This window comes from Pseudomonas alcaligenes (assembly GCF_014490745.1).
Taxonomy (GTDB): Bacteria; Pseudomonadota; Gammaproteobacteria; order Pseudomonadales; family Pseudomonadaceae; genus Aquipseudomonas; species Aquipseudomonas alcaligenes_C.
Genome location: NZ_LZEU01000001.1, coordinates 3,659,221 through 3,672,172, shown reverse-complemented (window position 1 = coordinate 3,672,172; position 12,952 = coordinate 3,659,221). Strand labels below are relative to the sequence as shown.

Below are 12,952 nucleotides of genomic sequence, written 5' to 3'. Positions count from 1 at the left end.
TATTCGGCCCGGTTCAGTTGGCCGGCGGCAGCACACCGAAGATGGTGCGGTAGAGCACGCCCTGGGCGACGATGAACATCGGGACGGTCCAGATCAGGCCGATGCCCAGCGGCAGCATGCTCAGGATCAGGATGATGGCGAGCAGGATGTAGAGGAAGAACACCTTGAACCAGTGCTGGTTGATTGCCCGGATCGAGGTGACGATAGCTTGCCAGGCCGACAGCTTGCGCTCGACGATCAGTGGGATGGTCAGCATCAGGGCGAAGGACAGGTAGATGCCGGGGAGAATGAACACGGCGTAGCCGATGCTGATCAGGACACCCATCAGGATCGCTGCCAGCAGCAGTGGCAGGGTGCGGCCGAAATGGCTGAACACTTCGGCGAAGCGTACCGGCTGACCGGCGGCCTGGCGGATGCCAACCATGTTGATGCCGCCGATAAAGGGGTACATCAATGCGGTCAGTATCAGGCCGAAGGTCAGGCCGATGAAGGCGAATCCGAGAAAACCGGCGGCCATCATGCCGGTGCTGACGCTATCCCCGCTATCTCCCATGCCCATTCCCAGCCCGGCAATGCCAACGGCGCCGAACAGCGACATGATGGCGAGCAGGGCAAGGCTGGCGGCGATCATCGCCCCGTAGAACACCAGAAGGCCGCCCCAGACGACCAGCTTGGTGCCTTTGGTCTTGTTCCAGGCTTCGCCGAGCAGGTTGCCGAGGGAGAAGTTGTAGCCGCGGCTCAGGGCCTCTTCGATCGAGGGAACGCCGGAGGCCGGGCGTTCGTGCAGGTCGCTGCCGGGAACGGCATAGGGGTTTTGGACGATAGCGTCACTCATGGGTACTGTCCTTGTGTGAGTGTGATTCCTGGGGCGCATCCTATCGGTGCGGCCAGGATAACGGCAAGCCGTGGACGAGCTCGTCGTGAGCAGAATCATGATTTATCGCGTTTTTTATCCACCTTATGCGGCTGTTAGACTGCTCCGGCCGCTCTTTATGGAAGCCCTCACGTGAGCTCGATCTTCTGGTACGACTATGAAACCACCGGTATCAATCCGCGCTGCGATCGCCCCTTGCAGGTGGCGGGGATTCGTACCGACGAGCAGCTCAACGAGATCGGCGAGCCGCTGAATATCTATTGCCGGCCGGCGGACGACATCCTGCCGCACCCGGCGGCCTGCCGGATCACCGGGATCACGGCCGAAGTGCTGGAGCAGCAAGGCCTGAGCGAGGCCGAATTCATGACCCGGGTGCATGCCGAACTGGCGCAGCCGGGTACTTGCGGCGCCGGTTACAACAGCCTGCGCTTCGACGACGAGATGACTCGCTACAGCCTGTACCGCAACTTCTTTGACCCCTATGCCCGTGAGTGGCAGGGCGGCAACAGCCGCTGGGATCTGATTGACCTGATGCGTACGGCGTATGCCCTGCGCCCCGAAGGTATCGAGTGGCCTCGGGACGAGGAGGGGCGGGTGTCGCTCAAGCTGGAGCGCCTGACCCAGGCCAACGGCATCGACCATGGCCAGGCCCACGATGCGTTATCCGACGTGCGCGCCACCATTGCCCTGGCCCGCCTGCTGCGTGAACGCCAGCGGAAGCTCTACGACTACCTGTTCCAGTTGCGCAGTAAGGCCAAGGTGATGGAGCAGATCCGTCTGTTGCAGCCGTTGGTGCATATCTCCGGGCGTTTTGCCGGCGAGCGCCATTACCTGGCGGTGGTCTTGCCGCTGGCCTGGCACCCGCGCAATCGCAATGCCCTGATCGTCTGCGACCTGCAGGCCGATCTGCAGCCGCTGCTGGAACTGGATGGGCATACCCTGCGCCAGCGCCTGTACACCCGGCGCGAGGCGTTGCTCGACGGCGAACTGCCGGTGCCGCTCAAGCTGCTGCATATCAACCGTTGCCCGGTGGCGGCGCCGCTCAAGGTGCTGCGCAGCGAAGACCTGGGCCGCCTGCAAGTGGATCTGGACGAATGCCAGCGGCGTGCCGGGCAGTTGCGCGATACGCAGGCGAACTGGCAAGCCAAGTTGGCGGATATCTACGCCGACGAGGAATTCGCTGGGGTGGACGATCCGGAACAACAGCTCTATGCCGGTTTTCTCGAACCACGCGATCGACGTATCTGTGATCAGGTGCGCCAGGCCAGTGCCGAGCAATTGGCCCGTGGTGACTGGGCATTTGCCGATGAGCGTTTACCGGAGTTACTGTTCCGCTATCGCGCGCGCAACTTCCCGGCGTCGCTGCAGGCGGCGGAAATGGAGCGCTGGCAAAGTTTCTGCCGCTTGCGCCTGAGTGATGCGCAGTATGGCGCGCCGAATACCCTGGCGGGCTTCGACGAGGCGCTGAAACAGGAATGGGCGTTGGCCGACGAAGCGCAGCGGGCGGTATTGCAGGGCTGGCAGGCGTATGTGCAAAGAGTGCGCGAGCGTTATGCCCTGTAACGCAGCGGCAATAAACACGGAAAATAAAAATGCCGGCATAAAGCCGGCATTTTTATTGGGGGTATTGCTTAGCCCAGCAGGGTGGCCCAGCCTTCAACGGTGGCAGCGCCCCATTTGGCTTTCCACTCTTTCAGGGTCTTGTGGTTGCCGCCCTTGGTTTCGATCACTTCACCGGTGTTCGGGTTCTTGTACTGCTTGACCTTGCGCGCGCGCTTGCTGCCGGTGGCTTTGGCGGCACGCGGAGCCTTGGCGGATTTGGCATCCGGATCGAGCAGGGCAATGATGTCGCGCAGGGACTTCTGATATTCGCCCATCAGGGTGCGCAGTTTGCCTTCGAATTCCAGCTCTTTCTTCAGCTTGTCGTCTTGCGAGAGGTTTTTCAGGCGCTCTTGAAGTTCCTTGATGGCTTCTTCGGTGGCGCGGTATTCGTTGATCAGGGACATTGGGCTCTACCTTATTATGGGCGGGTGGCGATGCTTAAGTGATAGCAATAATAGACAGGCATACAAGGCAAGTAAATATGTCGGAAAAGTTTTGCAGAAATTAAGCGTTAAGCAATATTCCCGTTGTTGCGCCTGTTAGTTGGAGTGTTGCTATCGCCCGGCTGCCGCCTTATTCATCTGCATGTCATAGCGGTTTAACAGTATTTCCACGGTTTTGGGCGGCGCCAGACTTTCAATGGGCCTGGCGGATTGTTGCGCAATTGTCGGGTGATTGCCGTGGCAGCCGGATCCTAAGCTGCCGGCAATACTGAAGTTTTCTCGCGCAGTGGCTAGAATGGCGCCCTTGCGAAGTTTCTGGAGTTTCCTGTATGCGCACTTTTCGGCTGGTAATCGCCTGCCCAGATGGCGTTGGTATCGTCGCCAAGGTCAGTAATTTTCTGGCCACCTATAACGGCTGGATCACTGAGGCCAGCCATCACTCGGATACCCAGAGTGGCTGGTTCTTCATGCGTCATGAGATTCGCGCCGATTCCCTGCCGTTCGATCTGGCCGGCTTTCACCAGGCCTTTGCGCCGATTGCCCGCGAATTCTCCATGGAGTGGCGCATCACCGATTCGGCGCAGAAGAAGCGCGTGGTGCTGATGGCCAGCCGCGAGTCGCACTGCCTGGCCGACTTGCTGCACCGCTGGCACAGCGACGAGCTGGATTGCGACATTCCCTGCGTGATCTCCAACCACGACGACCTGCGCAGCATGGTCGAGTGGCACGGCATTCCCTTCCACCATGTGCCGGTCAATCCGCAGGACAAGGCGCCGGCGTTTGCCCGGGTCGCCCAGCTGGTCGGCGAATGCCAGGCCGATGCCGTGGTGCTGGCGCGCTACATGCAGATCCTGCCGCCGCAGCTGTGCCAGGACTATGCCGGGCGGGTGATCAACATCCACCATAGCTTCCTGCCGTCCTTCGTCGGGGCCAAGCCTTATCACCAGGCCTCGCTGCGCGGGGTCAAGCTGATCGGCGCGACCTGCCACTACGTGACCGAGGAGCTGGATGCCGGTCCGATCATCGAGCAGGACGTGGTACGCGTGACCCATCGCGACAGCATCGAAACCATGGTGCGCCTGGGCAAGGACGTGGAAAAGATGGTGCTGGCCCGCGGCCTGCGCTATCACTTGGAAGATCGCGTGCTGGTGCACGACAACAAAACCGTGGTATTCGACTGACCTGGCGCGCCCTGTGCGGGCGCTCCTGACGAGGGAGCCCACCGATGAGCGATCCGCTGAAACGCGCCACGGCCAAGCCGCCGCCCACGGTGGGCGAGGGTTGTCTCAGTCGTTACGATCTGGAGGCGCTGCAGCCCGAGGATGGCACCGAGTTTGCCGGTGCCGCCGAGCTTTGGGAGCAGCTGCGGCAGGAACAGGACGCTCCCGCCGAGGAGACTGAGGCGCAGGCCAGGCCCGCGCGCCAGTAGTCAGATACGGAAGCTGTCGACCAGCTGCTTCAGGCGCGAGGCCTGTTGCTCCAGGTCGCCGCAGGCGCGCAAGGTGGCCTGCAGGTTTTCCACACCTTCCTGGTTGAGGGTGTTGATCTCGTTGATGTCCATGTTTAGCGCCTCGACCACCGAGGTCTGTTCCTCGGTGGCGGTGGCCACCGACTGGTTCATGCCGTCGATCTCGCCGATGCGCTGGGTCACGCTGCCCAGGCGCTCACCGGCCTGGTTGGCAATCGATACGCTCTCCTCGCTGTAGCGCTGGCTCTCGGTCATGGTGCTGACCGATTCGCGGGCATCGACCTGCAGTTCCTCGATCATCTTCTGGATTTCCTGCGCCGACTCCTGGGTGCGGTGGGCCAGGTTGCGTACCTCGTCGGCGACCACGGCGAAGCCGCGTCCGGCTTCGCCGGCGCGTGCTGCTTCGATGGCGGCGTTGAGCGCGAGGAGGTTGGTCTGCTCGGAGATACTCTTGATCACTTCGAGGATCTGGCCGATGTTCACCGTCTTGCTGTTGAGCGCCTCGATGTTGGTGCTGGAGGCGCTGATCTTGCTCGACAGCTCGTTCATCGCCTTGATGGTCTTCTGCAGTACCTGGCTGCCTTCCTCGGCCAGGTGACGGGCATCCGAGGCCTGGTGCGAGGCGTCGGCGGCGTTGCGGGCGATCTCCTGGGCGGCGGCGCCCAGCTCGTTGATCGCGGCCGCCACGCTGTTGGTACGGTTGGCCTGCTCATCCGAGTTGACCATCGACGAGTTGGAGGCGTTGACCACCAGCTTGGCCACTTCATTGACCTGCTGGGTGGCGGAGGACACTTCGCGGATCGAGCCGTGGATGCGCTCGACGAACTGGTTGAACGAGGCAGCCAGCTCACCGAATTCGTCGCGGTTTTGGATTGGCAGGCGCTTGGTCAGGTCGCCTTCACCCTGGGCGATGTCACGCATCGCCTTGCCCATCATCAGCAGCGGTTGCATCAATACGCGGATCAGCATGCCCAGCAGGATCATGATGATGACCACGGCGATGATGGTGGCGATGATCGCCGAGGCGCGGAATTCCCTGAGGCCGGCATAGGCCTTGTCCTTGTCGATGGACAGGCCGATGTACCAGTTGACCGAGGGCAGGCCCTTGACCGGGGTGAAGGTGAGAATGCGCGGCACGCCGTCCAGTTCGGCCTCGGAGAAGCCGGTGCCGATGCTCGGGGTGTTCTGCGGGTAGATTTCCTTGAGGCTCTTCATCACCAGCTTCTTGTCCGGGTGGACAAGGATCTTGCCGTCGGCGCTGACCAGGAAGGCGTAGCCCATGCCGTCGAAGTCCAGCGAGTTGATGATCTGCACCAGGGTGTTGAGGCTGAGGTCGCCACCGACCACGCCGGCACCGCCTGCCGGGGTGGCAATGGTGATGATCAGCTCGCTGGTGGCGGCATCCACGTAGGGTTCGGTGAGGGTCGAGCCGCCGGCGGCCATGGCGTCCTTGTACCAGGGCCGGGTGCGCGGGTCGTAGCCGTCGGGCATGGCGCTTTCCGGGCGCATGGTGAAGGTGCCGTCGGCCGAGCCCAGGTAGGTGAAGGCGAAGGTGGAGGCGGGTGCCTTCTGCTCGAGCAGCTGGTTGAGGCTGTCCTGGCTGGTGTCGGCATGGATCGACTGGGCGATGTTCTCCACCAGCAGGATGCGTCCTGACAGCCAGTTCTGGATATTGCTGGCGGTCACTTCGCCCAGACTAGTCAGTTCGCTTTCCAGATCTTCCTTGATCGCGTTGCGTTGCAGGTAGTCGTTGTACAGCGTGAATAGAGAGAAGGCGGCGATCACCACCAGTGAGGCGGCGAGGAGGATCTTGTGGCTGAACTTCAGGTTCTGGGTCATGGTTACTTGCGTCCGATGGGTTCTGGCAGCAGTCTTGTTGGAATTGGCGGCCTGCCTTGTGAGCCTGCTCGCGTGCGTGCAACCTCTATAGCGACATAACTGCAGTAAAGCTTTAGCCCGAGGGATGGCAAGATGCCTGCAAACGATTCGTTCATTCTCGGTGCCGACCCGCAAGGGCAGCCCGTCGCTCAGGCGCTGCGCCTGACCAACCGCCATGGCCTGGTGGCCGGCGCCACCGGTACCGGCAAGACGGTGACCCTGCAACGCCTGGCCGAGCTGTTCAGCGATGCCGGCGTGGCGGTGTTCGCCGCCGATATCAAGGGTGACCTCTGTGGCCTGGGCGCCGCCGGCAATCCACAGGGCAAGATCGCCGAGCGCATTGCCGGCATGCCCTGGCTCAATCACACCCCACAAGCCTACCCGGTGACCCTGTGGGATGTGGCGGGCAAGAGCGGTCACCCGCTGCGCACTACCCTCAGCGAAATGGGCCCGCTGCTGCTGGGCAACCTGCTGGAGCTGACCGACAGCCAGCAGGCGGCATTGTATGCGGCGTTCCAGGTGGCTGATCGCGAAGGTTTGCTGCTGCTCGATCTCAAGGATCTCAAGGCGCTGCTCAACCATCTCAAGGATCACCCGGAGATGCTCGGCGAGGATCGCGCGCTGTTCGCCGGGGCTTCCGCGCAGGCCCTGTTGCGCCGCCTGGCCACCCTGGAGCAGCAGGGCGCCGAGGCGCTGTTCGGCGAGCCGGCCCTGCAGCTGGAAGACATCCTGCACCCGGATCGCGATGGTCGCGGGCGCATTCATCTGCTTGATGCCAGTCGCCTGGTGCATGAAGCGCCGAAGGTCTATGCGACCTTCCTGCTGTGGCTGCTGGCCGAGCTGTTCGAGCAGCTGCCGGAGCGCGGCGATGCCGACAAGCCGGTGCTGGCGCTGTTCTTCGACGAGGCGCACCTGTTGTTCGCCGATACCCCGCGGGCCTTGCAGGAGCGCCTGGAGCAGGTGGTGCGGCTGATCCGCTCGAAGGGCGTCGGGGTGTACTTCGTCACCCAGTCGCCGAGCGACCTACCGGACGACATCCTGGCTCAGCTCGGTCTGCGCATCCAGCATGGCCTGCGCGCCTTCACCGCCAAGGAGCAGAAGTCTCTGCGCGCGGTGGCCGATGGTTTCCGCCCCAACCCGGCGATCGACACGCTGGCCGTGCTCACCGAGCTGGGCATCGGCGAGGCGCTGGTCGGTACCCTGGAAGAAAAGGGCACACCGGCCATGGTGCAGCGTGTGGCAATCGCGCCGCCGCAGTCGCGCATCGGCCCGCTGAGCGAGGCCGAGCGGGCGGCGCTGCTGCGCAGTTCGCCGCAGGCCGGGCGCTATGACAAGCCAGTGGATCGCGAGTCGGCCTATGAGCTGCTGATGGCGCGCCAGGCCCAGCCTGCCCCCGAGGCGCCACAGTCGGCGCCGGCAGGCAAGGCGAGCAACGAGCCGGGGCTGGGCAGTGTGGCCGGCGAGCTGCTCGGCAGCCTGGCCAGTCAGGTGATGAAAACGGCAGTGCGCCAGGCCGCCAACCAGATCGGTCGGCAACTGGTGCGTGGCCTGATGGGCTCGTTGCTAGGTGGCAAGCGCCGCTGAGCGTGGCGCGGCCATGAAAAAAGGCGCCCATGGGCGCCTTTTCTTTGCTCGATGCTCTGTCGCGATCAGCCGAACAGGTAGGAACCCGCGCAGAACAGACCGGCGGCCAGCGCCATCGAGGAGGGCAGGGTGAGTACCCAGGCCAGCAGGATGTTGCTCACGGTGCTGCCCTGCAGGCCGCTCTTGTTCGCCACCATGGTGCCGGCCACGCCGGAAGACAGCACGTGGGTGGTCGATACCGGCAGGCTGTAGATGTTGGCCAGGCCAATGGCGCAGGCGGCAGTGATCTGTGCGCTCATGCCCTGGGCATAGGTCATACCCTGCTTGCCGATCTTCTCGCCGACGGTCTGTACCACGCGTTTCCAGCCGACCATGGTGCCGATGCCGAGCGCCAGGGCGACGGCCAGGATCACCCAGAAGGGCGCGTATTCGGTGGTGGCGGTGAGATCCTTGCGCAGTTTCTCCAGGTCGGCCTTCTCGCGGGCCGGCAGGTTATCCAGCTTGCCGACCTTCTTCGCCGAGTCGTCCAGGCACAGCAGGTAGCGGCGGATATCGATGCGCTGCTGCTCGCTCAGGCTGTGGTAGTCCTTGACCCCGTCCAGGGTGCCGAGCAGGGCGTTGATGGTCGGCTCGGTCAGTTTCGGATCGCAGCGGAACTGCTTGGGCAGCTCGGTGTTGCCGGTCTTGCCCAGCGCCAGGTACTCGGTCAGGGTCGGCGCATTGCGCTGGTAGAAGTCGTTCAGGTGTAGTGCGGCGTCGCGGGTGCGCTCGATCTGGTAGGTGGTGCTGCCGAGGTCGAGGACGAACTTGGCCGGCACGATGCCGATCAGCACCAGCATGATCAGGCCGATACCCTTCTGGCCGTCGTTGGAGCCGTGCACGAAGCTCACCGCCATGGCGGAGAGGATCAGCACCAGGCGGTTCCAGAACGGCGGCTTGTTCTTGCCCTTGGTTTCCTTGCGCACTTCCGGGGTGCTGTGCACCTTGGGCGTCGGCATCCAGCGCTTCAGGGTCAGCAGCAGCAGGGCGGCGACGATGAAGCCGGCCAGCGGCGAGAGCACCAGGGAGATGCCGATGTCGATGGCTTTCTGCCAGTTGACGCCGTCGCTCAGGGAGATATCGGTGAGCAGGGCGTTGGCCAGGCCGACACCGAGAATCGAACCGATCAGGGTATGCGAGCTGGACGCCGGAATGCCGAAGTACCAGGTGCCGAGGTTCCAGGTGATGGCCGCGGCCAGCAGCGAGAACACCATGATCAAGCCATGGGCGGTATTCACGTTGATCAGCAGCTCCACCGGCAGCAGGTGGACGATGGCATAGGCCACGCCCACACCGCCCAGCAATACGCCGAGGAAGTTGAAGATACCGGAGAGGATCACCGCGAGATGCGGCGGCATGGCCTTGGTGTAGATCACCGTCGCCACGGCGTTGGCCGTGTCGTGGAAGCCATTGATGAATTCGAAGGTGAGGACGAATGCCAGGGCGAGCACCAGGCTCAGCACCAGCCAGGCATCAAGCCCGCTGAATAGTTCGAACATGAATGTATGACAGGCTCATGAAGGGGCGGCGATTATGCCAGATATGGGCGGTGAACCAAGCGCTTATCTGCCGGCTGGTTGCCCGGTGTCGACCGTGCTGGAGGCGTTCAGTCCGTCTCGCGAGCTTGTTCGATTTTCTGCAGTTCCTGCTGGAAGGCTTGATCCAGAAGGCTGGCTTTCTTGCGCCAGGGGCGCCGTTCGGGGTCTGGCTGGGCGGCGTAGGTGACCACCTCGCCGCCATATACATCCTTGTAACGTTGCGCCTGTCGCTCCAGTTCGGCGCGCAGTTCGTCTTTCGTCACATAGTCACCGTGCTGCTTGCTGCTGCTTGGTAGAGCCAAGTATTGGCCAGGTGCCCGGCAATTCAAGGCTGGGCGGCGGCGATTATAATGATCGGGTGCTCATTTTCCAGGCTGGCAGGCGTTTCCAGGCATTGCTGGAGGCGAGCTGGCCGAGGTCTGTGTTCTGCCTATTTGCAGGAGGCACCGATGAAGAAATGGCAGTGTGTGATCTGCGGCTTTATCTATGACGAAGCGCTGGGCTTGCCCGACGAAGGCATTGCCCCGGGTACCCGCTGGGAGGATATCCCGGCGGATTGGTTGTGCCCGGACTGCGGGGCGAGCAAGGCCGACTTCTCGATGATCGAGCTGTGACGGCAGCCTGGCTCCGCGTCACGGGGCCAGGCTGTGCCGGTGCGGCGCCGCAGTTACGAGATCAGGCCGCGCTGGCGCAGCTGCTCGACGATATGGTCGGCGGCGGCTTCGGCGCTGTAACGGCTGGTTTCGATGTGGATTTCCGGTGCCTCGGGCGCCTCGTAGGGCGAGTCGATGCCGGTGAAGTTCTTCAGCTCGCCGCGCCGGGCCTTCTTGTACAGGCCCTTGGGGTCGCGCTTCTCCACTTCGGCCAGTGAGGTGTCGACGAAAATCTCGATGAACTCGCCGTCTTCCACCAGGTTGCGTGCCAGTTCGCGCTCGGAGCGGAAGGGCGAGATGAACGCGCTGATCACCAGCAGGCCGGCATCGACCATCAGCTTCGAGACTTCGCCGATGCGGCGGATGTTTTCCACCCGGTCGGCGGGAGTGAAGCCGAGATCCTTGTTCAGGCCGTGGCGGACGTTGTCGCCGTCGAGCAGGTAGGTGTGCACGCCCATGGCATGCAGGCGCCGCTCCAGCAGGTTGGCGATGGTCGACTTACCGGTTCCGGACAGGCCGGTCAGCCACAGCACGCAGGGCTTGTGGCCGTGCAGGCGGGTGCGCGCCGCCTTGTCGACTTCCAGCGCTTGCCAGTGGATGTTCTGCGAGCGGCGCAGGGCGAAGTGCAGCATGCCGGCGCCGACCGTCTGGTGGGTGAAACGGTCGATGACGATGAAGCTGCCCATGTCGCGGTTTTCCGCGTAGGCGTCGAAGGCGGTGGCGCGATCCAGGCTCAGGGTACAGACGCCGATTTCGTTCAGTTCCAGGGTCTTGCCCGGTAGCTGGTCGAGACTGTTGACGTCGATCTGGTACTTGAGCTGACCGAGTGCGCCACCGATGGTGCTGGCGCCCTGCTTGATCAGGTAGGGGCGGCCGGGGAGCATCGGCTCTTCGCTCATCCACACCAGGGTGGCCTCGAACTGGTCGGCCACCTCGGGCGGTGCGTCGGCGCTGGCGATCACGTCGCCACGACTGACATCGATTTCGTCGCTGAGGGTCAGGGTCACCGATTGCCCAGTGACGGCCTGAGGCAGATCGCCGCCGAGGGTGACGATGCGTGCCACGGTGCTGGTCTTGCCCGACGGCAGTACACGGATGGCGTCGCCGGGGCGCACACTGCCGCCGAGGATGCGTCCGGAGAAACCGCGGAAGTCCAGGTTGGGGCGGTTGACCCACTGCACCGGCATGCGCAGCGGGGCGTCGGCCTGGGCGCCGTCGATCTCCACCGACTCCAGGTAGTGCATCAGGCTCGGGCCCTGGTACCAGGGCGTGTTGCTGCTGGCGCTGGTCATGTTGTCGCCACGCAGGGCGGACAGCGGAATGCTCTGGATATGCTCGATGCCCAGCTTGCTGGCGAAGGCGCGGTAGTCGGCGTCGATCTGCTCGAACACTTCCTGGGAATAGTCGACCATGTCCAGCTTGTTCACGGCCAGCAGCACCCGGCGGATGCCAATCAGCGAGACCAGGTAGCTGTGCCGGCGGGTCTGGGTCAGCAGGCCCTTGCGTGCGTCGATCAGGATCACCGCGACATCGGCGGTGGAGGCGCCGGTGATCATGTTGCGGGTGTACTGCTCGTGGCCGGGGGTGTCGGCGACGATGAACTTGCGCTTCTCGGTGGCGAAGAAGCGGTAGGCCACATCGATGGTGATGCCTTGTTCGCGCTCGGCGGATAGGCCGTCCACCAGCAGGGCGAAGTCGAGGTCGCCGCCCTGGGTGCCGTGTTTCTTCGAGTCGTTTTCCAGGGCGCTGAGCTGGTCTTCCAGCAGGGCCTTGGCCTCGTAGAGCAGGCGGCCGATCAGGGTGCTCTTGCCGTCGTCGACGCTGCCGCAGGTGATGAAACGCAGCAGGGATTTGTGCTGGTGCGCCTTGAGGTACTGCTCGATATCCTCTTCGATGAGCTGGGTATGGGCGTTCATCAGAAGTATCCCTCGACTTTTTTCTTCTCCATGGAACCACTGCTGTCGTGGTCGATGACTCGGCCCTGACGTTCGGTGGTCTTGGCCAGGAGCATTTCCTGGATGATCGCCGGCAGGGTGTCGGCCTGCGACTCCACGGCGCCGGTCAGCGGATAGCAGCCCAGGGTGCGGAAGCGCACGCTCTTCATTTCCGGCGTCTCGCCTTCACGCAGCGGCATGCGCTCGTCGTCGACCATGATCAACACGCCATCGCGCTCGACCACCGGGCGTTTCTCGGCGAAGTACAGCGGTACGATCGGAATGCCTTCCAGGTAGATGTACTGCCAGATATCCAGCTCGGTCCAGTTGGACAGCGGGAAGGCACGGATGCTTTCGCCCGGCAGCTTGCGCGCGTTGTACAGGCGCCACAACTCCGGCCGCTGGTTCTTCGGATCCCAGCGGTGCTGGGCGCTACGGAAGGAGAACACGCGCTCCTTGGCCCGCGACTTCTCCTCGTCGCGGCGGGCGCCGCCAAAGGCCAGGTCGAACTTGTACTTGTCCAGCGCCTGCTTCAGGCCCTCGGTCTTCCACAGGTCGGTATGCAGGGCCGAGCCATGGGTGAAGGGGTTGATGCCGCGCTCCAGGGCTTCCTGGTTGTGGTGGATCAGCAGCTCCATGCCGGATTCGCGGGCCATGCGCTCGCGCATCTCGTACATGGCGCGGAACTTCCAGGTGGTGTCGACGTGCAGCAGCGGGAAGGGCGGACGCGAAGGGAAGAAGGCCTTGCGCGCCAGGTGCAGCATGACCGCGCTGTCCTTGCCGATCGAGTAGAGCATCACCGGGTTCTGCGCTTCGGAAACCGCCTCGCGGAAGATGTCGATGCTCTCCGCTTCCAGGCGTTCGAGGTGGGTCAGGGACATGTGCAGTGGCCTCTCGCGGCAAAATGAAACGGACTGTCCGGGCATGACGACAAGCCGG

12 protein-coding genes are annotated in these 12,952 nt (G+C 63.4%); 5 read left to right on the top strand and 7 right to left on the bottom strand.

Translation table 11 applies throughout. The features are described from left to right. Positions 1–13: 13 nt before the first annotated feature. Positions 14–835, bottom strand: coding sequence for a hypothetical protein (locus tag A9179_RS16725; protein WP_187807341.1), 822 nt, complete (start codon positions 833–835; stop codon positions 14–16). A 171-nt stretch (positions 836–1,006) separates the two neighbouring features. On the opposite strand from A9179_RS16725, the gene sbcB reads away from it, so the two are divergent. Further along, on the top strand, positions 1,007–2,437 hold the full coding sequence (gene sbcB / locus A9179_RS16720; RefSeq protein WP_187807340.1) for an exodeoxyribonuclease I: 1,431 nt from the start codon (positions 1,007–1,009) through the stop codon (positions 2,435–2,437). Between the two features lie 68 nt (positions 2,438–2,505). Here sbcB and mvaT read toward each other — a convergent pair whose 3' ends face one another. Continuing rightward, a complete protein-coding gene (gene mvaT, locus A9179_RS16715) occupies positions 2,506–2,880 on the bottom strand; it encodes a histone-like nucleoid-structuring protein MvaT (protein ID WP_187807339.1) in 375 nt (124 codons plus the stop codon). Positions 2,881–3,248: 368 nt separating this feature from the next. On the opposite strand from mvaT, the gene purU reads away from it, so the two are divergent. Together purU and A9179_RS16705 are read left to right on the top strand one after the other, a co-directional pair. Further along, complete coding sequence (purU, locus tag A9179_RS16710; RefSeq protein WP_187807338.1) at positions 3,249–4,100, top strand: formyltetrahydrofolate deformylase; 852 nt, start codon at positions 3,249–3,251, stop codon at positions 4,098–4,100. A 44-nt stretch (positions 4,101–4,144) separates the two neighbouring features. Beyond that, positions 4,145–4,348, top strand: a complete 204-nt coding sequence (locus A9179_RS16705; protein ID WP_187807337.1) for a hypothetical protein — start codon at positions 4,145–4,147, stop codon at positions 4,346–4,348. Here the strand turns inward: A9179_RS16705 and A9179_RS16700 are convergent, their stop codons facing one another. Next, the gene (locus A9179_RS16700) at positions 4,349–6,226 is read right to left on the bottom strand and encodes a methyl-accepting chemotaxis protein (protein ID WP_187807336.1); all 1,878 of its coding nucleotides are present in this window, start codon (positions 6,224–6,226) and stop codon (positions 4,349–4,351) included. It lies immediately after the preceding gene. Between the two features lie 132 nt (positions 6,227–6,358). Here A9179_RS16700 and A9179_RS16695 point away from each other — a divergent pair, with 132 nt between their 5' ends. Further along, entirely contained in the window at positions 6,359–7,849 is a 1,491-nt protein-coding gene (locus A9179_RS16695) for a helicase HerA-like domain-containing protein (protein ID WP_187807335.1), read from the top strand. A gap of 65 nt (positions 7,850–7,914) precedes the next feature. On the opposite strand, the gene A9179_RS16690 is transcribed toward A9179_RS16695, so the two are convergent. Together A9179_RS16690 and A9179_RS16685 are read right to left on the bottom strand one after the other, a co-directional pair. Continuing rightward, positions 7,915–9,387, bottom strand: a complete 1,473-nt coding sequence (locus A9179_RS16690) for an inorganic phosphate transporter (protein WP_187807334.1) — start codon at positions 9,385–9,387, stop codon at positions 7,915–7,917. Positions 9,388–9,494: 107 nt separating this feature from the next. Next, positions 9,495–9,689 carry a hypothetical protein gene (locus A9179_RS16685; protein ID WP_187807333.1) on the bottom strand — a complete coding sequence of 65 codons (195 nt, stop codon included), beginning with the start codon at positions 9,687–9,689 and terminating at the stop codon, positions 9,495–9,497. Positions 9,690–9,875: 186 nt separating this feature from the next. Here A9179_RS16685 and A9179_RS16680 point away from each other — a divergent pair, with 186 nt between their 5' ends. After that, positions 9,876–10,040: a rubredoxin gene (locus A9179_RS16680; RefSeq protein ID WP_187807332.1), complete on the top strand. Its 165-nt coding sequence runs from the start codon at positions 9,876–9,878 to the stop codon at positions 10,038–10,040. A 53-nt stretch (positions 10,041–10,093) separates the two neighbouring features. Here the strand turns inward: A9179_RS16680 and cysN are convergent, their stop codons facing one another. Together cysN and cysD are read right to left on the bottom strand one after the other, a co-directional pair. Further along, positions 10,094–11,995 (bottom strand): sulfate adenylyltransferase subunit CysN, encoded by a 1,902-nt coding sequence (cysN, locus tag A9179_RS16675; protein ID WP_187807331.1) that lies wholly within the window; start codon positions 11,993–11,995, stop codon positions 10,094–10,096. After that, positions 11,995–12,894, bottom strand: a complete 900-nt coding sequence (cysD, locus tag A9179_RS16670) for a sulfate adenylyltransferase subunit CysD (protein WP_187807330.1) — start codon at positions 12,892–12,894, stop codon at positions 11,995–11,997. The genes cysN and cysD overlap by 1 nt, the downstream gene beginning before the upstream one ends. Positions 12,895–12,952: the final 58 nt, after the last annotated feature.